The sequence below is a fragment of the Henriciella pelagia genome (assembly GCF_002088945.1).
Lineage (GTDB): Bacteria > Pseudomonadota > Alphaproteobacteria > Caulobacterales > Hyphomonadaceae > Henriciella > Henriciella pelagia.
This window is the reverse complement of record NZ_NCSU01000009.1, coordinates 1-19679: the sequence shown is the minus strand read 5'-3', so window position 1 is coordinate 19679 and position 19679 is coordinate 1. Positions and strand designations below refer to the sequence as shown.

The 19679-nt window shown below is 59.5% G+C and carries 17 protein-coding genes and 1 pseudogene; 5 read left to right on the top strand and 13 right to left on the bottom strand.

Going from position 1 to position 19679, the window contains the following annotated elements:
• Positions 1-44: 44 nt before the first annotated feature.
• Positions 45-527: a MarR family winged helix-turn-helix transcriptional regulator gene (locus B8746_RS09255; RefSeq protein WP_084393417.1), complete on the top strand. Its 483-nt coding sequence runs from the start codon at positions 45-47 to the stop codon at positions 525-527.
• Between the two features lie 15 nt (positions 528-542).
• On the opposite strand, the gene B8746_RS09250 is transcribed toward B8746_RS09255, so the two are convergent.
• The 3 genes from B8746_RS09250 to B8746_RS09240 are packed head-to-tail and all read right to left on the bottom strand — an operon-like array spanning position 543 to position 2548.
• Complete coding sequence (locus B8746_RS09250; protein WP_143434568.1) at positions 543-818, bottom strand: DUF2798 domain-containing protein; 276 nt, start codon at positions 816-818, stop codon at positions 543-545.
• Positions 815-1381 (bottom strand): NADPH-dependent FMN reductase, encoded by a 567-nt coding sequence (locus tag B8746_RS09245; protein WP_084393415.1) that lies wholly within the window; start codon positions 1379-1381, stop codon positions 815-817. Before B8746_RS09245 ends, B8746_RS09250 begins: the two co-directional genes overlap by 4 nt.
• 30 nt (positions 1382-1411) lie before the next feature.
• Positions 1412-2548, bottom strand: a complete 1137-nt coding sequence (locus B8746_RS09240; RefSeq protein ID WP_084393414.1) for an alpha/beta hydrolase — start codon at positions 2546-2548, stop codon at positions 1412-1414.
• 170 nt (positions 2549-2718) lie between these two features.
• On the opposite strand from B8746_RS09240, the gene B8746_RS09235 reads away from it, so the two are divergent.
• Positions 2719-3210 (top strand): MarR family winged helix-turn-helix transcriptional regulator, encoded by a 492-nt coding sequence (locus B8746_RS09235; protein WP_084393413.1) that lies wholly within the window; start codon positions 2719-2721, stop codon positions 3208-3210.
• 116 nt (positions 3211-3326) lie between these two features.
• Positions 3327-4751, top strand: coding sequence for a 3-isopropylmalate dehydratase large subunit (leuC, locus tag B8746_RS09230; RefSeq protein WP_084393412.1), 1425 nt, complete (start codon positions 3327-3329; stop codon positions 4749-4751).
• Here the strand turns inward: leuC and leuD are convergent.
• The 3 genes from leuD to B8746_RS09215 form a co-directional block, all read right to left on the bottom strand.
• The gene (leuD, locus tag B8746_RS09225) at positions 4745-5341 is read right to left on the bottom strand and encodes a 3-isopropylmalate dehydratase small subunit (protein WP_084393411.1); all 597 of its coding nucleotides are present in this window, start codon (positions 5339-5341) and stop codon (positions 4745-4747) included. The two genes, leuC and leuD, sit on opposite strands and share 7 nt — an antisense overlap.
• 2 nt (positions 5342-5343) lie before the next feature.
• Positions 5344-5814 (bottom strand): DUF3237 domain-containing protein, encoded by a 471-nt coding sequence (locus B8746_RS09220; protein ID WP_084393410.1) that lies wholly within the window; start codon positions 5812-5814, stop codon positions 5344-5346.
• Between the two features lie 76 nt (positions 5815-5890).
• Entirely contained in the window at positions 5891-8083 is a 2193-nt protein-coding gene (locus tag B8746_RS09215; protein ID WP_084393409.1) for a TonB-dependent receptor, read from the bottom strand.
• 166 nt (positions 8084-8249) lie between these two features.
• Between B8746_RS09215 and B8746_RS09210 the strand changes: the two genes are divergently transcribed.
• Positions 8250-9602, top strand: a complete 1353-nt coding sequence (locus tag B8746_RS09210; protein ID WP_084393408.1) for a spinster family MFS transporter — start codon at positions 8250-8252, stop codon at positions 9600-9602.
• Between the two features lie 20 nt (positions 9603-9622).
• Here B8746_RS09210 and B8746_RS09205 read toward each other — a convergent pair whose 3' ends face one another.
• From B8746_RS09205 to B8746_RS09180, 6 genes are all read right to left on the bottom strand, one after another.
• Positions 9623-10834, bottom strand: coding sequence for a CaiB/BaiF CoA transferase family protein (locus B8746_RS09205; RefSeq protein ID WP_084393407.1), 1212 nt, complete (start codon positions 10832-10834; stop codon positions 9623-9625).
• Between the two features lie 21 nt (positions 10835-10855).
• The gene (locus tag B8746_RS09200; protein WP_158084581.1) at positions 10856-12679 is read right to left on the bottom strand and encodes a DUF3604 domain-containing protein; all 1824 of its coding nucleotides are present in this window, start codon (positions 12677-12679) and stop codon (positions 10856-10858) included.
• 58 nt (positions 12680-12737) lie between these two features.
• Complete coding sequence (locus B8746_RS09195; RefSeq protein ID WP_158084580.1) at positions 12738-15020, bottom strand: TonB-dependent receptor; 2283 nt, start codon at positions 15018-15020, stop codon at positions 12738-12740.
• A gap of 337 nt (positions 15021-15357) precedes the next feature.
• Entirely contained in the window at positions 15358-16005 is a 648-nt protein-coding gene (locus B8746_RS09190; RefSeq protein WP_084393404.1) for a GntR family transcriptional regulator, read from the bottom strand.
• 99 nt (positions 16006-16104) lie between these two features.
• Positions 16105-17082, bottom strand: a complete 978-nt coding sequence (locus B8746_RS09185) for a HupE/UreJ family protein (protein ID WP_084393403.1) — start codon at positions 17080-17082, stop codon at positions 16105-16107.
• Entirely contained in the window at positions 17079-17888 is an 810-nt protein-coding gene (locus tag B8746_RS09180; protein ID WP_084393402.1) for a peptidyl-prolyl cis-trans isomerase, read from the bottom strand. Before B8746_RS09180 ends, B8746_RS09185 begins: the two co-directional genes overlap by 4 nt.
• Positions 17889-18022: 134 nt before the next feature.
• Between B8746_RS09180 and B8746_RS09175 the strand changes: the two are divergent.
• Positions 18023-18517 (top strand): annotated as a pseudogene (locus B8746_RS09175) (DDE-type integrase/transposase/recombinase); the annotation flags it as partial.
• A gap of 166 nt (positions 18518-18683) precedes the next feature.
• Here B8746_RS09175 and B8746_RS09170 read toward each other — a convergent pair.
• A partial coding sequence (locus tag B8746_RS09170) for an SDR family NAD(P)-dependent oxidoreductase (RefSeq protein WP_084393400.1) occupies positions 18684-19679 on the bottom strand: 996 nt, incomplete at its 5' end.

Below are 19679 nucleotides of genomic sequence, written 5' to 3'. Positions count from 1 at the left end.
TGGACTAGGCTTGCGCAACGGCAATCTGATCGAAGGATGATCTCTTGAAGAACGGCGTTAGCGAACAGACGGACCCGTCACATCTCATCGTGACGTTGTTGCAGGGCTTCTACTGGTTCGATGAGGGACTGCAGAGCTATGTCCGTGCGCGCGGCTGGCCAGTAATTACTCGCCCTCAGTCGATGATCATGGCGAGCATTGAGATGGGTGTGCGCCAGCCTGCGGCGATTGCCCGCCAACTCGGCATCAGCCGGCAGGCCATCCACACGACCCTGAAATCCATGATTGAGCTTGGCGTCGTCGAGCTTGTGCCGCACCGGGACGGCAAGCGCGGCAAGGTGATTGTGCTGACGCCCGATGGCGAGCGCATGCGCAAGGACGCCAGGGCCGCGATGCGCCTGATGACGGACGTTCTGAAGAATCGTCTTGGTGCCGCAGACCTGAACCGCGCCGCGGAGATCATGTCGCGCGATTGGGGACCACCGCTCAGTTTTGAAACCGAAGCGGAAGCGGCCACCAGCGAATAGCCGATCATATCGCATTCAGGTCTCTGGCGGGCGGCAGAGGCGGGAAACGATCGCCCGAACGAGCGGCATGACGAGCAGCACGACTGGGAATGCCAACAGGAAACTGACCCCCCAGGCCTTGATCCAGTCTGCACCGACCTCCACGGAGATGCCCGCCGTCTGAACTGTGGCGACCAGAGAGACGAAACCGCACATGAAGACGCAAAGCAGGAAGGACGTCATCAGCGGCGCCCAGCGGGCGGCGAGCCGCAAGTCCCGCCTGGTCGAAATGTTGGGCTCCAACCTGCTCACTTTTCAGCAAGCTCAATCACGCGCTGGACGAGCGGCGGCAGGAGCGCATTCGGTAACTCGTCAACCAGTTCCTCGCCCTCGAACGCCTTTCCGGCAAATGGGACGAGAACCTGCTCGGTAACAACCAGGGCCTGAATGGTGCCGAGAATCTGGCGCAGGTGCATAAGGCTGCGCAGGCCCCCAAACGGACCGATGGATGCGGACATCACTCCGACCGTCTTGCCACGAAAGCCCGTCAACGCCAGCGGCGCCTCATCGCCAACCGGGCGCGACACCCAGTCGATGACGTTTTTCAGCGCCGCAGAAATGGAGCCATTATGCTCGGGCGAGGCAATCAGGAAGCCATCATGGGCGGCGAAGAGACGTTTGAGCTCAAGCGCCGCCTTCGGGAACTCGGAGGTTTCTACCGCCTGATCGTAAAGCGGCAGCCTGTAGTCCGACAGGTGGATGGAGGTGACGTCGGCTCCCGCCTCCGCGGCGATGGCGGCAGCGCGGTTGACGAGCTTCTGGTTGAACGATCCCTCCCGCAGGCTTCCAGACAGGGCGAGCAGTTTAACAGGCATGATACGGCCTTTTCTTCCTTTTCTGGTCAGCTAGAGCCTGGCCTTCAGCCAGTCGCAGACGACATCAGCTGCATTGTGACGATGCTGGGGATCATCTTCGAAATAGTGCGCCCCTGGCATCAGCTCGAGGCTCTTGTCGCTCGCGCCGATCGCAGCATGGATATTGCGCGCGTCGCTCGGGAAGACTCCCGTATCGGCCGTGCCCTGAATGACAAGAGACGGGATATCGAGCTTGGACAGGTGCGGCGCCCCGCGGCACTGCGAGGTTTCAAGGCTCCACATGGAAAGCCAGGTTCGAAGCATGCAGGCCCGGCCGATGCTGGGCGTTCGGTTTGCGATGACTGGGTCTCCCGCATAGCAGAGCCTTGGCTTACGGTCCGACGGGTCAAGCGATGGGTCCATGCAACGCAGATCGCCCCACATCCGGAAGAGCGGAAATAGGCGGTCAGGAATCCCTGCAGCGTTAACGCGCTCGAGTTCGGCTTTCGCCCAGTCGGTGATGCGTTGATTGCGGGCTTTTTGGGCGGCACGATAGCGGGCGACAAAGTCGTCCGAATAGGGCGGGCCATTATCCGGATTGAACGGATCGAGCGATGGGTCAGTCGGCACAGGGTCGGACTCGTCGACGACCGACGCGTCCATCCAGTCCGTCATCACTTCCGGACGGCCGATATGCGCATTGCTGGAGATATAAAAGTCAGCTTTTGGCAGCGCGGCGAGCCGGTCATTCTTCGGTCCGCCCTTGCTGTCAGCCAGTGAAGCGCGGGTCGCTTCAGCCTGATATGCAGCCATTAGCGAGCCACCGCCGGAATTGCCGAAGATCACGACTGTCTCGACACCCGCTTCCTTGATCAGCCAGTCGACACCGACGCTGATGTCGATCAGCGCGTGTTCAAGGCGGAACAGGTCCTCGGCGCCGCGATAGCGTGTATTCCAGCCGAGAAAGCCATAGCCGCGCGAGGCGATATATGGCGCGAAATAGTGCTCGCTGAAGTCAACATTATAGTGCGTGGCGATGAACGCGACACGCGGATTTGGCGTGCCCTTTGGCGTCCAGTAGATGCCTTGGCAGGGGTGGCCGCCGGCCTGGATTCGCGGCGATGTTGGCGATGGGCGGCCAATGAAGCGGCTTTCCACCTTTTCCAGCAAATCTGTTTCTGTCGTCATCACGTCCTGCTCCCTCGTGCCCCGCAACCTGTCGTGCTTCGGGCTTGTTTCATTAATTTACATAGCTAGCTAATGAAATTGATGCACGTCAATAGATCAACACCTTCAGGCTAGGTTTTAATGGGCATCTCATCCATAAGTGGGGACGACATCAGGAGCGCGACACCGGAATGCCGAAGAAGCAAGAGACAGAGAACCCCTATGCCGAGTGGACGAACAGCCTCGGCTATCTCATGCGGACAGCTTTTCGCTCGATGTCCCGCGCGCTCGAAAACCGGACGTCGGATCATGGCGTCACGGCGTCGCAGTGGCATTTTCTCCGGGTGCTCTGGATGGAAGATGGAATCAGTCAGCGCGAACTGAGCGAACGGGTGCGGATGCGTGAGCCGACAACAGTCGTTGCACTGAAACGGTTGGAAAAAAGCGGCCTGGTCCTGCGCAAGCAGAGCCCTGATGATGGCCGCAAGATCAATGTCTACCTCTCCCCGAAGGCCAAGCGCCTGAAGACAAAGCTGATGCCTCTGGTCGAGGAGGTGAACGAACTTGCAACCGAGGGGTTGAACGCGGAAGAGAAGGCTGAGCTTCGCCGCCTGCTGCAGAAGGTCAATGCCAATCTCGCAGCCGAAGACATCTATCCAATGCTGCCTGCCAAGAAGCGCTGAACGCCGCCCTACAAACCGCCTTGCACCCACTTGCTATTCGTCGCCACCGCAATACGTTAGATAGCTAAGCACCCCTTTGGCGCGCCTGCTGCGCCTGATCGCGAAAGGCTGCCAGCTTGGCTTCATCCTCCTCACCTGCATCCCCCTCCCGAACACTTTACGACAAGCTGTGGGACTCGCACATCGTGGCTGAGGACGGGCAGGAATCCATCCTGTATATCGACCTCCACATGTTGCATGAGGTGACCTCGCCGCAGGCATTCTCGCGGTTGGCAGAGACGAAGCGCGCGGTACGTCGGCCCGACCTGACTCTTGCCATGGCCGACCATTGCGTGCCGACGACCGGTCAGGATCGTGGCATCTCCGCCGTGGACGATCCGCTATCTCGCGCGCAGCTTGAGGCGCTGAATGCGAATGCTGTCGCGGCCGGGATCGAGCACTACTCTATCGGCGATCTCAGGAACGGGATTGTTCATGTCGTCGGGCCCGAACAGGGACGCACCTTGCCCGGAATGACAATCGTCTGCGGTGACAGCCACACATCCACACATGGCGCGTTTGGCGCACTCGCATTCGGGATCGGAACGTCTGAAATCGAGCACGTGCTGGCCACACAATCCCTGCGTCAGACCAAATCGAGGAATATGCGCGTGTATTTCTCAGGGCGTCTCGGTGTCCATGTCAGCGCAAAGGACCTGGCACTCAGGCTCATTTCGGAAATCGGGGTCGATGGCGCAACCAATCATGTCATCGAGTATTGCGGCCCCACCGTCGACGCCCTCTCCATGGAAGGTCGAATGACGCTTTGCAACATGAGTATCGAGGCTGGCGCACGGGCCGGGCTGGTCGCTCCGGATGAAACCACGTTTGAGTATCTCGCCGCGCGGATATCTCCGCAAAAGTGGCATGCCGAGCGGGCCGGCTGGGAGGCGTTGCATAGCGACCCGGGGGCGCACTTTGAAACGGAAATCGAGATTGATGTGTCGGATATGCGACCGATGGTCAGCTGGGGCATCAACCCGGCGCAGAGCATCAGCATCGATGCGCACGTGCCCTCGCCACAAGGGGCGCGGTCCGACAAAGACCGGCTGATGATCCAGCGGGCACTTGACTATATGGGTCTTGAACCTGGTCAGCAGATTCAGGGCACCCCCATCGACCAGGTATTTATCGGCTCCTGCACGAATGGCCGAATAGAGGACTTGCGCGCAGCGGCGGCGATTGTCCGTGGCCGGAAGGTTGCCGCCTCCGTTTCGGCAATGGTGGTCCCTGGATCGGGCCTGGTGCGTCAACAGGCCGAAGAGGAAGGCCTGGACCGCTTATTCAGGGAGGCCGGTTTTGACTGGCGCCAGCCTGGATGTTCAATGTGCGCGGCCATGAACAGCGACCGCCTCAGACCGGGCGAGCGTTGCGCTTCCACCTCCAACCGCAACTTCGAAAACCGGCAGGGTCCAAATGGCCGCACGCACCTGATGAGCCCGGCCATGGCAGCAGCTGCGGCTGTGACCGGGACGATTACCGACGTTGGTGCGCTCTACTGAATCCGGCCCTGACGCCGCTCGAATGCCGCTAGCGCGTCGTCATGTTCGAGTGTACGCGAGATGTCGTCCTTTCCCGAGAGCAGAGCGTTGCGGATGTCTGCCTGTATGTCGAATGGGTAGTCAGTGCCAGACGGTGCGGTCACGCGCGTTTCTGTCAGATCAACGGTGATCTCAGCGTCCGGAAGCGTCGCAACTTCCTTCATAAGCTGGGCACAGGCGGCCCACGAAAGTGGCACCGGAAGCACGCCATTCTTCACGCAATTGGTGGCAAAGATCGAGCCGAAGCTGGGCGCGATGATGGCACGGATACCGAAATCGTCGAGCGCCCAAACCGCGTGCTCACGCGACGACCCACAACCAAAATTCTCATGCGTCAGCAGTATTTCCGCGTTCCGCCAGAGGGGCCGGTTGAGAACGAAATCTGCGACTTCGCTGCCATCCGCCTCAAATCTCCAGTCATGGAAAAGGTGCTTGCCGAGACCGCTGCGCGACAAGGTCTTCATGTAGCGTGCGGGAAGAATCTGATCTGTATCGATATGCGAAATCGGTAGCGGCGCAGTCACCGATTTCACTTTCAGGAATGGTTTCAATTTCAGAGGACCTCGAACACGTTGTAGCGTACGGCACCGCCGAGGGCCTCGCCCATGCCAACGGTTACAATATCATTCAACCAAGCGTAGCGCTCATCGCCGGTTTCGAATATCGGCGCGGTGCGGAAGTAGACGCGCGCCCGGTCTTCATCGGTCTTCGGGCCGCCTTTGGATGCGAGCTCGTTTACCACTGACATGGGCCGCAGCACACCGCGATAGGAAACGTAGATCATCGCGCCGTCATCGGTTTCGAGCGTGACTCGCGCATCGAGCCTGAGCGTGCCCTTCGTATCGATCGTGGCCCAGTCACCACCCCCAGGCATCACGCGGCCGGAAAGCCTGTCGCCTTCGACCACGCCGCCCGTCAGCGCCGCGATCATCCGCCGGCCAAAATGGGCTCGCCCAACCATTTGCTGCGGTTCTGAAAAATCTGCCCGGTAGGAGCAGAGATAGCGGAAGTCTGGGGTCTGCATTGGGAAATATCCGGAAAGTCATCGTGGGAGGAAACGGGCTGGCCGGACCGCAGGGGCGGCCCGGCCAGGGGAAGGTCTAGTAGGTGTAGGACAGCGAGACACCGTAGGTCTTTGGCGGCGCATACGGCACCAGCGTCTGACGGTACGGACCAAAATAGGTGACATAGGTCGGTGTCAGTTCATCGGTCAGGTTCTTACCCCAGACAGCGAATTCCCACGGGCTATCCGGTGGTGTCAGCGTCAGGCGGGCATCGATATTCTCGTGCGCGGCCCAAATCTGCTGGGGCACGTTTGAGGCCTCGAAGTACGCGTCGTCTGCCCAGGAATAGTCCGCCCGTGCCAGTGCTTGCCATGTACCGATCGGGAACTCGAATTGCGCGCCGATATTGAATTTGTTCTCTGGCGCACGCGGCAGCTGGTTGCCCGTATAGTCCGAGCCCGGCACCAGGTATTCGGTGAATTCGGCATCGAGGTAGGAATAGCTGCCATCGACCTGGAAGTTGTCGCTTGGTCGGCCGATGAATTCGATCTCCACACCGGTAATCTCTGCCTTGGCGGCGTTCGTCACGACGACGCAGCAAAGGGGGATGAGCTGCGAGATCTGCAGGTCTTCATAATCCGTCTTGAAGATGGCGGCGTTCAGCGTAAGACGACGGTCGAGCCATTCGGTCTTCGCGCCGATCTCATAATTCCAGGCAAATTCAGGATCGTACGGTGTCGAAGCACCGGCTGCCGTGCCGGCCAGCCCCTGGAAGCCGCCACTTTTATAACCGCGCGCGGCCGATGCGTAGAACATCATTGTCTCGCTGGCATCCCAATTGAGCGCGACACGCGGGGTGAATGCCTCCCATTCTTCCGAGCCGGTGACATCATAGCCCGCAGCCGAACCGAGCGGCGGCGGAATGCCGGGGCCCTGAAGACGCTCGGCCTGGAAGTCTCCTTTCTTCTCTTCCCATGTCATCCGCGCGCCCGCCGTAGCGGTCAGCTTGTCGGTCAGGGCGTAGTCGAACTGCCCGAAGACTGCGAAGCTGCTGGCTGAGATGGATTGCGGATAGATCGCGATGCCGGTGACCGAAGGGACCGGGAAATCCTGGATCTGACCCTGTCGGCGATCAATCTGCTCATCGAGATAGTAGACGCCGAGCTGGCCCTGAAGCCTTGTGTCGAAGGCGTCGAAGGCGAGCCTCAGCTCCTGGCTGAACTGGGTCGCTTCTTCCTTGCCGAAATCGGTGGACTCGATCTGGGTCGGCGGATTGACCGGGTTGCTGAAGAAGGGCGTGCGGAACTTGTAGTCGACGTCGCGAAGGGCAGTCAGCGAGGTGACCGTGCCAAAGCCGCTCTCCCAGTTCACCTCAGCGCTATAGGACTGGATGTTCCGGATGATGTAGCCGTCGATATAGGCATTCACGACGCGCGGATCGGGGTTCACGCCGACGCAGTGGACGCCGCCATTGAAGGTTTCATCACAATTATTCGTACGCGGATTACCGAGTTGGTCCTGCCAGGAGAAATCGCTGCGCAGCACAATGTCGAGCTCGTCATTCGGCACGAAGCGCAGGGCGGCGCGCGCCGTCGTGATGTTCTGATCATTGACGCGATTACCGGTCGTCTGATTGAGCTCATAGCCGTCGCGTTGCTTGTTCGCGATTCCGATAGCGAGGAAGAGCTTGTCCGAGAGCGGCAGATTGGCCCGCGTGCTGAGATCGACCTTGTTGTAATTTCCAGCTGTCGCCTTGGCGAAGAAGGATTCCTCGTCTGATGGCTTGCGGCTGACATACTGGATCAGCCCACCAATGGCATTCTTGCCGAACAGGGTGCCCTGCGGGCCGCGCAGCACTTCAACGCGCTCCAGGTCCAGCACGTCGAGATCGACCGTGCCGCCGCGCCCGGCATAGACGCCATCGACGAAGACAACCACCGACTGATCACCACCTGCGCTCTGACTGATGCCGTTGGCGGTGCCAATGCCGCGAAGGGCGAAATTGTTGTTGATCGGATCGGCCGCGCCTACCGTCAGGCCGGGCGTGCGCAGTGCCAGATCCTGAACCGTTTCGATGCTGTTCTTTTCAAGCTGGTCTGCACTGAACGCCGTCACGGCGACAGGTACATCCTGCAGGCTCTCCTCACGGCGCTGGGCTGTTACCACCACAGTGTCATAGGTGCGGACTTCGTCGGCCTGTTCTGACTGTGCTGCAGCCGGCAGGGCGCCGAGTATCGGCGCTGTCAAGGCAGCCACCAGCAGCCAGCGTGGCAGATCATCTGTGTTCATGAATTCCTCCCGTTTTATTGCCCCGGATCATCTCGGGGACTGGTCTTTTTGACTCACTTTACTTAGCTAGCTAATGGATAGGAAGGCGGACGACAAGAGAGTCGGCATAAAAATATAGATAGCTAAGCATCTGGATGTATCCGGATCTGGCGGGAGGACAGATGAAATGAGCGCCCAGGCAGACGAGACAGTTGCATCGGCCGAACCGGCCTGGCCCCGGCCGCTCTATAGCTGGTACGTGGTCAGCGTCCTGCTGCTGGCCTACACGCTGTCATTCGTCGACCGGATGATACTGAGCCTGCTTGTCGAGCCGGTGCGCACCACGCTCGACATCAGCGATACCCAGTTCAGCCTGCTCGTCGGCATGGCCTTTGCCCTCTTCTACACGCTGGCCGGCCTGCCCCTCGCCTGGATCGCCGACAGGTTCAGCCGCCGCAATCTGATTGTCGCCGGCGTGAGCGTCTGGAGCTTCATGACGATGGGGTGCGGAATGGCGACCAGCTATGTCGGTCTGTTCCTCGCCCGTGTCGGTGTTGGCGTTGGCGAGGCGACACTGTCGCCAGCGGCCTATTCGATGCTGAGTGACTATTTTCCGCGCGACAAGCTCGCCCGCGCAATTGCCGTCTACTCGATCGGCGTGCCTTTGGGGTCTGGTATTGCGCTTGTGCTAGGCGCGCTGGTCATCAAGGCAATCCTCGCTGCCCCGGCCATTGCCTTGCCACTGGTCGGCGAGGTGGAAGCGTGGCGGCTGACCTTTGCGATGGTCGCCGCGCCGGGCCTGCTGGTCGCACTGCTGCTGCTGACGGTGCGTGAGCCATACAGGCGGGGCCGGAAGGCGGCGATGGTCGAGAGCGCGCAGTCCGCCAATCTTGTCGGCCATCTGATGGAGCACAAGGGCGCTCTTGGCGCGCTCTTCGCCGGCATGTCGCTCATCGGGCTGGTCATGTACGGCACAATCGCCTGGGTACCGGCCTTCCTGTCGCGAACTTATCCAATCAGCATTACCGATGCGGGGCTCTGGTTCGGCAGTATCATGGCGGTCTGCGGCGCAGGCGGACTGGTGCTTGGCGGTTATCTCGCCGACAAGATGTTCCAGCGCGGCTACAAGGACTCCCACCTTCGCACCATGCGGCTCTCCATCTTCCTTGGCGGGCCGTTCCTCGTGTTGACGCCGCTCATGCCGAATGCAGGGATCGCGCTCGCCCTGCTCGCACCAGGCTTTCTGATGACGACGATGCACGGTGTCGGCAGTGTCGCGCTGCAGCTGATCTCGCCGAACGAATACCGCGCCCGGATGACGGCGCTCTACTTCTTCGTGGTCAATCTGATCGGTCTTGGGCTTGGCCCGACGGTGATTGCGCTGGTGACGGATTTCGGCTTTGGAGATGACGGGGCGCTGCGATATTCGCTCGCCATTGTCAGCGCTGTCTCGCTGTCGATCGCGGCAGTAATCCTGACGCTTGGCCTGCCCGCCTATCGCCGCAGCATCGAGAGGACGGCGGTTGAGGATGGCGCCTGAGAGGAAGCGCTGCTCGCGGCCTAGACGACGCCGCCCTTCTGGAGGGCATCGATTTCTGTTTCCGACAGGCCGAGGCGTTCTGCGAGGACTTCGCGGGAATGCTCACCAATGGATTGCGGCGCAATCCGGCCAACCTGCCCCGGCGTGGCGGACAGTTTCGGGAAGGCATTCTGCATAGGCAGCTTGCCCCAGCGCGGATGGTCAATCTCGATCAGAGACTGGCGCGCCTTGAAGTGCGGATCCTCGAGCATTTCAGCGGCGGTGTAGACCCGTCCTGCCGGCACCCCGGCTTCGATCATCGCCGCTTCAACCTCATCGACTGTCAGTGTGTTCGTCCAGGCCGAGATGATCTCGTCCAGTTCGGCCTGATGTGCGCCGCGCGCGGAATGCGTGCTGTAACGCGTATCGGCCGCAAGCTCCTCGCGGTCCATTGCCGTGCAGAGACGCGCAAAGACCGTGTCCTGGTTCGCGGCGATGAGATAGGAACCGTCCGCGCACGGATAGACATTCGATGGCGCAACACCGGGCAGAACCGAGCCGGAGCGCTCACGGACATGGCCGGCAATCGCATAGTCCGGCACCAGGCTTTCCATGACGTGCAGGACCGCCTCATAAAGCGAGGAATCCACAACCTGCCCTTCGCCCGTCTGCTCGCGATTATAGAGCGCGAGAAGCGCACCGATGCAAGCGAAGGTCGCGGCAAGGCTATCGCCGATCGAGACGCCCATGCGTGAGGGCATTCGGTCCGGCTCACCGACGATATGACGCCAGCCGCCCATCGCCTCACCGATGCCGCCAAAGCCGGCACGTGTCGCATAGGGGCCTGACTGTCCGTAGCCGGAGACGCGGATGATGATGAGGCCCGGGTTTTCTTCCCGCAGGGAGTCGGGTGAGAGGTTCCAGCGCTCCAGGGTGCCGGGCCTGAAATTCTCGATCAGGACGTCAGAGCCGGTGATCAGTTTGCGGGCAATCTCCTGGCCATCGGGTACGCGCAGATTGAGCGACATGGAGCGCTTGTTTCGTGCAAGCTGTTCCCAAAACATGGGATAGCCGGGTTGGCCCCACTGGCGCAGCGGATCGCCCTTTTCGGGCGGCTCCAGCTTGATGACGTCAGCGCCGAAATCCCCCAGCAGCTGGCCGCAAAACGGCCCTGCGATGAGCTGGCCCATTTCCACGACGCGCACCCCTTCCAGCGGCCTGCGTCCAGTATTGCCCTTTCGGCCTTGCGCCATAATCGCGCCCTTTCATTCACTTCAGTTTTCCGGGCCGAGCGGCAGGTTCCAGATCGGCGAGGACCAGGCGCGTTCCTGGATCATTCTTTCAGCCCTCGGGAAGTCATCGCACCGTCCGGCCAGTTCGCAGCGTACCTGCGACCACCGCTTTGTCGGCGCCTGCTTCACGCGCGCATACCAGAAAGCCGGCGCGGCCGGGTCATAGTCCGGGTCTGTCCAGGCCACACACGCAGAGCGATCGTTGCCTTTCGCGCTCCAGATCGACTGGACCGATTCATTCAGTTCGCCGCCCGCATACTCGCCCTTGATGATCTCGATCTGCGCAAGCGGCTCGCGGTCGGCTTTGACGCGGACAACGAAACGAGGCGCCGATTCATCGCCGTTGAACTCGCCCCCCATCGGAATGGAATGGCCTTCGCGGTCTTGTATGGTGTCGCAGTCGACATCACGGCCATCGGTGACCGCGTCGAAGCGCAACTGAATTCGCGGACCGCTCGTGCCATAGGTTTCCCGACGCTTCAGTGCGTCAAAGATGGACGCGCGCGTATTTTCTTCCGACCAGACCCCGACGATCCCACCGGGATTGAAATCGATCCGGCTCATCATGAGATCGAGATCCCCTGCGCCGAACACGGAGCCGAGCCACGATTCCTCATCTGTGAATCCAGGCGTCGCGACATGGTTGTCCGTAGACGCGACGATGCCTAGCTGCAGCGGGTTCCCCATGTCGGGTTGGGCCTGATAGGCTTCCAGGCCCCTCAGGAGAAGGCTCCGGACATAGGAGCTGCGCGTTTGGTCCCAGCTTTCTTCGGTGAAGTGCTCCCGCGGCTTGAGCCGTGCCTGCTCCGTCAGGTAGACCTCAAAATCGCAATCGCCATCGCCAGTCTCGCCATAGGCCGGCAAGCACTCGCTATTGCCCTTGTCCTGGTGGATTTCGACGAGACGCTCATACTTGGCACGCATCAGTAATTGTGCGTCGGTTTCGGTCTCCACATCGAAACTGACACCATCACCCATGTTCGTGTTATGAGGGATGGCGACAACATCACATCCATCTTCAGGCCGGCATTGGCGCTCAAGCTGTTCCCAGAGCTGATGGAGTTTCGGAAAGCGGATATAGTCGATCGCTTCCTCAGTCACCTTGTCGCTTCTGAAGATTATGTTGCGGTGCGTATGGCTGAAGTTCGGCGTGGCCGACCACTCATAGCCAATCAACGCCGTAAAATTGCAGGGGTCATTCGCATCATTCGCCGCCTTTTGGGTACGGGCCCACTGGTTGGCCTGAGCAACCGCGCAGCGCTCGGGGTCTTCCGTGCATACCGGCGTCGCTTGTGGCTCAGCCTGACCAATTGTCGTGCCCACATATTCTCGGAAAATCTGTAACCCGATGTCCGCAGACGCCTTCTGCTGCGTAAGGTTCTGGCAATACAGGTGGTCGGACTTTTCAGGATCGGTGCAGATGTACATGAGGTCCATCCACTCTGCGTGATCGGTCACGGCCGTAAAATCGAGGGGGCGCTCAAGCTGCGCTTCGCGCCCGAACAGTTCGATCTTTTCTCCTTTGGCAAAGTTAAAGGCGTCTGTCGGGCCGCGCAGCGTGCCGAAAGCATAGGCATCGAGCGAGACAGCCGTATGCACGTGGAGATCACCCCAGTAGAGGTTCTTCTCGCCGGGCCGGTAATATTCGCACCGCGTATCCACCGTTGCGATTGAAGTATTGTCTGGCGACGTCTGTGCACGCTCAGCCTCAATGGTGGAATCCGTCGGCTGGTTATCGGCGTCACCTTTGCAGGCCGGAACGGCGAGCACGAAGAACACGGCAAGCACGGAAGGAAACAGTTTCATCGTCGGGTCCTGCATTAGCTGGAGCCACGGCAGGCCGCGCCCGCCGTGACTGAGTTCATCAGAAGCGCAAGCTCAGCTCAACGCCGAGTTCGCGAGGCGGCTGATAGTATTGTATGATCGGGGCCGTCCCGGCGCGCGCACTACCTGAGATGACTTCTTCATCCGTCAGATTTCGCCCGTACACTTTTACTTCCCAGCGCTCATCGAGGCTCGCAAGCGCGATGTGCCCGTTCACGAGAATTACCGAGTCCCGGTAATAGGCAGGGTCATTGCTGCGGCCCCATGTATTGTATTTATCGGTATAGCGGAAATCTATGTGGCTCTTGATCTCGCCTAAGCTGATCGGCCAGACGTGATCAATCAGAATGCTGCCGCTGTAAGGGGGTGCGTTCTGCAGATCGAGCCCTGTGCCATCAACCGGAACAGAGAAAAGGCCAGTCGGGTTACCATTGAGCAAGACTTCTTGCGCCGGTGCGCACTGGCCGGGCTCCGGCGATCCATCGGTGAACGCACCATCAGAATCCTGGCAGAATTCCTCAAACTTCGCATCGAGATAGGAGAAGTTCGCCGCAAGGGAGAGATTGTCTGTCGGCAGCCACTGCCATTCAACCTCGAAGCCCGCCGTCTGAATGTCCGCAATGTTGGACGTGACATTTTCCGCGCGCACCGCCCCAGCCTTTGTCACCGAGCCCTGGAAGTCCCTGTAATCATTGAGGAAGGCCGCAAGGTTGAGGCGCATCGTGCGGTTGAAGAGATCGCTCTTCATGCCGATTTCATAGGCCGTCACGGTCTCTTCGTCATACGGGCCGACGGACTCCGCCGTGGTCCCGCGAGAGTTGAAGCCGCCGCCCTTGTAGCCAGTCGAGACGGAGCCATAGAGATTGACGTTCTCGTTCGGCGAATATTGCAGCGCCGCGCGCGGGGTGAAGTTGCTCCAGCTTGCATTCAACGTGTCGGAAAAGGAAGACGGCGGGATGAAGGTGCCGTTCACGAAAACATCTGCATCGATGAAATAGTCCTTCTCGTCTTCGGTATAGCGGCCGCCAAGTGTCAGAATCCATTGCTCGGCAAACTGCCAGTCGCCCTGGGCGAATACGGCCAGGCTCTGGGAGTCCTGCTGCAGGTCTGATGTACTGAGCACGACCGGCGACGGATACACGGTATTTTGCTGCCGGAACTCATCCTTGCTCGCATACACACCGGCGACGTAATCAAAGGATGTTCCAGTATCGGAGGCAAAGCGAAGCTCAGCGCTGTACGCATCGCTTTCAAAGTCGCGCGTCACATGGAGGCCGGGCTCTGGAGCGGTCAGGCCATCGAAATCGCCCACATTGAGATAGGCCAGCGAACGGTATCCAAAGACGGATGTGAATGTACCGAAGCTGTGATCCCAGTCAGTGGTCCATGAAACGCCTGTCGTCTCAGTCTCGACGAATGGATCGAAATTGTAGGCCGCAACACGGACATTGTTGCGCGCCTCTTCCGGCAGCAGGAGGTAGGCCGCCGAACCATTGTCGGTCACATGACCGGCAGGGCCGACTGTGTCGTCCTTCAGCGTATCAACAACTAGTGTCGAACGGATATTGTCGGTCGGGTCAAAGGTAACCGCGCCGCGGAATGCCGTGACGTCGGACGTATTAAGATCAGAACCGGTGATGATGTTGGTGGAGTAGCCATCATATTCGCGGACATTCATCGCGATCTTGGCGGCGAGCCTGTCATCTGCGAAACGGCCGGTATTGAGCTTTGCGCGGACCTGTCGAAGGCCATTCTCGCCGAGCGTCAGACGAACCTCGCCGCCCGCTTCGTCAGTTGGCCTTGAGGTGATGACGTTGAGTGTGCCTGCGAGGTTATTCTTCCCGAACAGCGTGCCTTGAGGCCCCTTGATCAGTTCCACCCGCTCAACATCGAACAGGTCGAGCATCGTGCCGGCGGCAAAGGGCACGTACACCCCGTCAATAATCGTGCTGACCTTCGGGTCGCTGTTCGGGTCCGGATCGCTGTGGCTGATCCCGCGAATAGCCACCATCGGCACGTTCGGGACCAGACCCTGAGTCTGGAGCACCACGTTCGGGCTGAGGCCGTTGAGGCCGGTAATGTCAACCGCGCCCGGCGCTTCAACCGTATCCTCACTGAACGCAGTGATGACGATCGGAACATCCTGCAGGTTCTCTTCGCGCTTCTGCGCTGTCACCGTGACCGTGCTGAGGCGCGCTTCATCTTCGTCGTTCTGCTGGGCATTGTCCTGCCCCACTGCAATCGGCGCAGCGCTTCCCAGCAATGCAGCAATCAAAACAGCCCGACTGGGCCGTACACCGAAATTCATTGTATTTTTTTTCATGTCATCCTCCCTTTTTCGCCCGGTGCACATACCCGGCAGAGCATCTTTAGCCCTTATTGCTTAGCTAGCTAATGGTTTAGAGGGCGCATGACAATAATCTCACCAAAAAAGTAGACAGCTAACCATTTTGACAATGCCCAGACGCGGCGAGGTCGCAGGAGATGAGCGTTCACACACACAAAGCGCTCACCGCCGACGAACAAGCCCGCAGCTCGAAATTACTCATTCCGGGAAACCGCACAAGACGTTGTGTACAATATTTAGCGTTTTGGAGCGTTTTTAGATAATTTTTAGCCGTTTGGAATACAAAATTGGCGGCCGCCAATTCTGCCAAGGCTTAGCTGCTGGCGTCTTCCACGATTGTTCTGAGGCCTGCGAGGATGTGCGCTTTCATGATCGAACCGGCGAGTTCTCCGTCACGGTCTGCTATGGCGGCAACGATATGCTGGTGGTCAGACGCGCTGCGCACCATGCGTGCATGGTCATAGCGGCTGAAGTTGCGGAACATAAGCGGCGCCTCGATCACATGCGACACAGCAGCCGACAGGGCCCGGCTTCCTGCCGCTTCGATGATCAAATGGTGGAACTCATGATTCAGCTTTGAGTTCTTGGCCTCATAGTCTGGCCCACCGCCTTGCTTGACGAGCCTCGAATGGGCATCGGCAAGTTTCTTCAGACGGTCGAGCTGCTCTTCGGTCCGGCGTTCAGCGGCCCAACTCGCGGCGAGCGATTCCAGATGATGACGGAGCGTGTAGAGCTCAAAGACTTCAGACTGGCTCCATTTCGTGACCACTGCGCCTGCATTGGGCGTTATGTCGACGAGGCCGTCCGCCGCCAGCCGACGCAGCGCCTCTCGCACAGGCGTGCGGCTGACCTCGCATTCCCTTGAAAGCTCGCCTTCCTTCAGGCGCTTGCCAGCTTCGAAGCTACCATCCAGGATCTTCGACCGGATCAGATTGTACGCGCTCTCAGCCGCAACGCTCATGCGAACTCCCAGTCATGTTCAGATTGGCGTCTTCGACCTGCCTACCGGTGTCCCAGCTGATGACGACTCTATGCCCTGTATCGCTCATGTATCGGTTCATCACAACATTCGCTCGATCACCCAGAAGGTTGCCATGCTTCCAATGCAATAGGTGGCAACGAGACGGGCTGGCTGAAACAGCCTCACCCTGTTCATCACCATAACGGCAAGCACAGTACCGCCGACGAAGAGAAGCTGCCCAGCCTCGACACCCAGATTGAACGCCAGGAGCGCGAGCGGCACGGCCTCGCCCGGCAATCCGATCTCCGAAAGGACCGATGCAAAGCCCAGTCCATGCAACAAGCCGAAGGTGAACGTCACGACCCAGGGGTATTTCTGCGTCAAGGTCTGCCTGCCCGACCGCGCCTGCAGAATCTCCGAAGCCAAAAAAACGATCGACAGAGCAATGGTCGCTTCAACGGGTGCAATGCTGAGTCCGATCCATCCAAAAGTCGTTGCGACCAGCGTCAGAGAGTGGGCGATTGTAAAGAAGGTGATGGCCACGACCAGCTTCTGCATCCGCTGGATAAGCAGCACCAGGCAGGCGAGAAACAGCAAATGGTCAAGACCGATCAGGATATGCTCCACGCCGAGCACGAAATAGGTTGGAAATAGCGAACCGCTGGCACCGCGCCCCCAGTCGACAGCGGGATCATGCGAGGTGACGCGCTGACTGAGAGTAGTGCCACTCAGGGCCCCAATGCGGATGAGGACATCGCCGTCCGTCTGCTCAAGCCCGCGGAATGTCAGCGACCGGCCGACTAGCGGGGCTGCGCACACCGCCCGACTGACGGTTAGAATATCGCCGGCAGCATTTCGCTGCGCAGCCACAGGGTCGACCTTGCAGTCCTGCGGAAATACCGGCTCGACGTCCAGCGCAAGCCCGGCGAGGACGGGCGCTTTCCATACAATATCGAATTGAGGCGTTTCCTCCACCTGCACCACTTCGAGATAACCTGAGCGCAGCTCGTGAGCCGATGCCATGGCGCTAAAGAGGCCACCAAGCACGATGAGCAGGGCGAGGCGGAGGACTTTCATTCGGGTGCGGCCTCAACGGAGATGTCATAGTAGCTCTTCAACCGCTCGAAAGCCTCCTGCTCGAGCGTGTCTCGCCTGGCTGCACGCCAGGCCGCTTCGACGGCGGGCCTCGCCGCGTCGAACGGGATGGGCTCGGGCGTTTGCATCGCCTCGACCTTGACGAGATGGACGCCGACGGAGGAGGCGACGGGCCCCTGCCACACGCCGGGCGCTATGCCGACAACCTCGTCATAAAAGGAGACGCCATACTTGCGGGATACGTGAAAGCGACTGGCAAGCTGCATGCGAGCCGTCTCAGTGAAGGCGTCCAGCGTATCGGCCTCTGCGCCGCGGTTCAATTCATTGACCAGCGAAAGATAGTCCGTCCTTTCCGGCTGTTGCAGCTGTGCCTGACGGAACGAAACGAGTGGCTCCGGCGAGAACCTATAGATATTGGCTTCATAATAAGCGCGAAGCTCGTCTTCCTCGGGGTCCGGAACGATGACAACCCCTTCGGTAAGCAGCTCCATCTTTCGGCGAAGATATTTTCTGATCAGCGGGTCGTCATCGCCCAAACCCAGTGCTTCAGCCTGGCGCACATAGATTTCCTCGGCAATCCAGTCGTCGATGAGGCCGCTCAGCTCCTGATCGGTTGGTGCACTACCCCATGTCCGTTCCCACCCAGACGCAAGTCGCGCGATTTCCGCTTCACTTACGACGATCGAACTCTCGGTCCGTGTCCCGTTTCGCACCGCATCTATGCCGAAAAGTATCAAAGCCCCCAGCAAGAAGTACAGGAATGGCTGTCGCAGGAATTCCTGGTTCATCCCCCTGGCTCCGTCTTGTTCTGCAGCCTGGACACGGACGTGCCCCAAGCTCAATCGATATTAGAACGACTTTTGGTATACAAACTTGATTTTGAGCGCAACATGCAGGCGGACGTTACCAGCGCAACCCTCCAGTCGACGAGGTGTCTGCGAAGATCAATGAAAGACGCACTCTTCTCTGGCGCGGTCGAGCATGAAGTCGAAGTCATCGAGAGCTTCGTTGCAAAAAACGCGAAATAAGTCCGCAGCCTTGAAGTTCGTTGGTGAAGCGATGAAGCGAAACGGGATACCAGACGCGCGAGTTACAGACCGCGTCCGCTCCCACGGGGCCGCCATGAAAGAAATCAGAAACGCTGGCCGCCAGGAGGTCGGCCGTCACTTCAACAACCGCGCCGAAAACACCCATCTGCCGTTCCGGCGACGAGAGCGGGCGATGTCACGGTTCTGGCGGGCGTCGAACCTGCAGAAATTCGCTTCAGCACGCGCGTCCATCTCTAATCACTTTAATCTCGACCGCCACCTCAATACCTGAGGTCGCTTTCCTCAAATGGCGCTTGCTCCTGGCCACCCGAGGACACTCAGGCCGCGGACAGAAGAGACGAGTTTGCATTTGTCTGACGCCCCCATAATGCGGTTTCTGGAAAACAGGTCGACAGGCCGATGTCGGTTAACGCCCTCGCGATCTGTCGCGCGAGGTTGGTGGCTGAAATCGATTTCTGACAGATCGCAGAAAATGCGGCCTTGCGGGACGAACTCGCAAGGCCAGTTTGCTCGGAGGAATCGATTTGCTCGATCCTAGCGGATTTCCTGAACCCCGAAATCCGACGCCCCAAGAGCGAACAGCTTCATGATCAGGTCCATCGCCCCGGGCGCAGCCGCATGCGCGTCAAGGGCGGCTTTGCTGTCCCAGACCTCGAATATGACCAGTTGTTCGGGATCAGATGCGCTGATCGCTATGTCGTAAAACTGGCAGCCATAATGGCCTTGGGTGATGCCTGCGAATTCACGGAACAGTGCCAGGGCTTCATCGCGTTTGTCGAGGGGCACACGAAGGCCGCCCTTTGATACAACAACCCTTGACTGGCCGTGCTCGTCGAATGCGTCGCTTTCCGGCGCGAGATCAGCTTTTGCCATGGCAAGCAGTTTTTCCGATGTATCGGGTACCGCGGAGATCAGAAATCGGTCAGCTTTCAGCCCCTCGATCAGCACCTCTGCAGCCTGCCGGGCGGTCTGAATCTGGTCCGCTGACACGCCTGCGGCGAGAATTTCCTTCGGTATGCCCGTCAGGCGGCCAGCAGACATGAAGTTGGTCGCCGTTGCATCGGGACAGAAGACCGATACGCCGATGCCGCGATTACGAGTATAAGTCGCAAGGGCCCGACTATAGGCAATTATGCCAGCCTTGGTGGCAAGGTAGGGACCACCGAAGGGCATGTCATGAAACAGGCCAAGGCCGGAGGAAGTGTTGACGATCCAGCCACCGCCCTGCTCCGTCATGCGAGGAACGAATGCCGAGATGGACCGGCCAAGGCCTGTCAGATTGACGTTCAGCATCCAGTTCCAGTCCTCAGACGGTATCTGCTCGAGAAGCCCACCGACCGACACGCCAGCATGATTGAACAAGAGGTCTACCCGCCCGAGCTTATCGAAGGCGAAGTCGGCGAAAGCATTCACCGAGGCGTCTTCGCCGATATCGCAACTGGTCGCATGCATCTCAGCGACAGCCTGCGCCGCTACACCTTTTGCTGCGGCCCCATCAACATCACCAATAACGACGCGCGCACCAGCCTC

Bases quoted from the DNA above. Each gene is read 5' to 3' on its own strand.
- B8746_RS09205 (WP_084393407.1), bottom strand. From the start codon at position 10,834: ATGGCGCAAGGCCGAAAGGGCAATACTGGACGCAGGCCGCTGGAAGGG.
- B8746_RS09220 (WP_084393410.1), bottom strand. From the start codon at position 5,814: ATGCAGACCCCAGACTTCCGCTATCTCTGCTCCTACCGGGCAGATTTT.
- B8746_RS09210 (WP_084393408.1), top strand. From the start codon at position 8,250: ATGAGCGCCCAGGCAGACGAGACAGTTGCATCGGCCGAACCGGCCTGG.
- B8746_RS09215 (WP_084393409.1), bottom strand. From the start codon at position 8,083: ATGAACACAGATGATCTGCCACGCTGGCTGCTGGTGGCTGCCTTGACA.
- B8746_RS09245 (WP_084393415.1), bottom strand. From the start codon at position 1,381: ATGCCTGTTAAACTGCTCGCCCTGTCTGGAAGCCTGCGGGAGGGATCG.
- B8746_RS09200 (WP_158084581.1), bottom strand. From the start codon at position 12,679: ATGAAACTGTTTCCTTCCGTGCTTGCCGTGTTCTTCGTGCTCGCCGTT.
- B8746_RS09190 (WP_084393404.1), bottom strand. From the start codon at position 16,005: ATGAGCGTTGCGGCTGAGAGCGCGTACAATCTGATCCGGTCGAAGATC.
- B8746_RS09235 (WP_084393413.1), top strand. From the start codon at position 2,719: ATGCCGAAGAAGCAAGAGACAGAGAACCCCTATGCCGAGTGGACGAAC.
- B8746_RS09195 (WP_158084580.1), bottom strand. From the start codon at position 15,020: ATGAAAAAAAATACAATGAATTTCGGTGTACGGCCCAGTCGGGCTGTT.
- B8746_RS09180 (WP_084393402.1), bottom strand. From the start codon at position 17,888: ATGAACCAGGAATTCCTGCGACAGCCATTCCTGTACTTCTTGCTGGGG.
- B8746_RS09240 (WP_084393414.1), bottom strand. From the start codon at position 2,548: ATGACGACAGAAACAGATTTGCTGGAAAAGGTGGAAAGCCGCTTCATT.
- B8746_RS09185 (WP_084393403.1), bottom strand. From the start codon at position 17,082: ATGAAAGTCCTCCGCCTCGCCCTGCTCATCGTGCTTGGTGGCCTCTTT.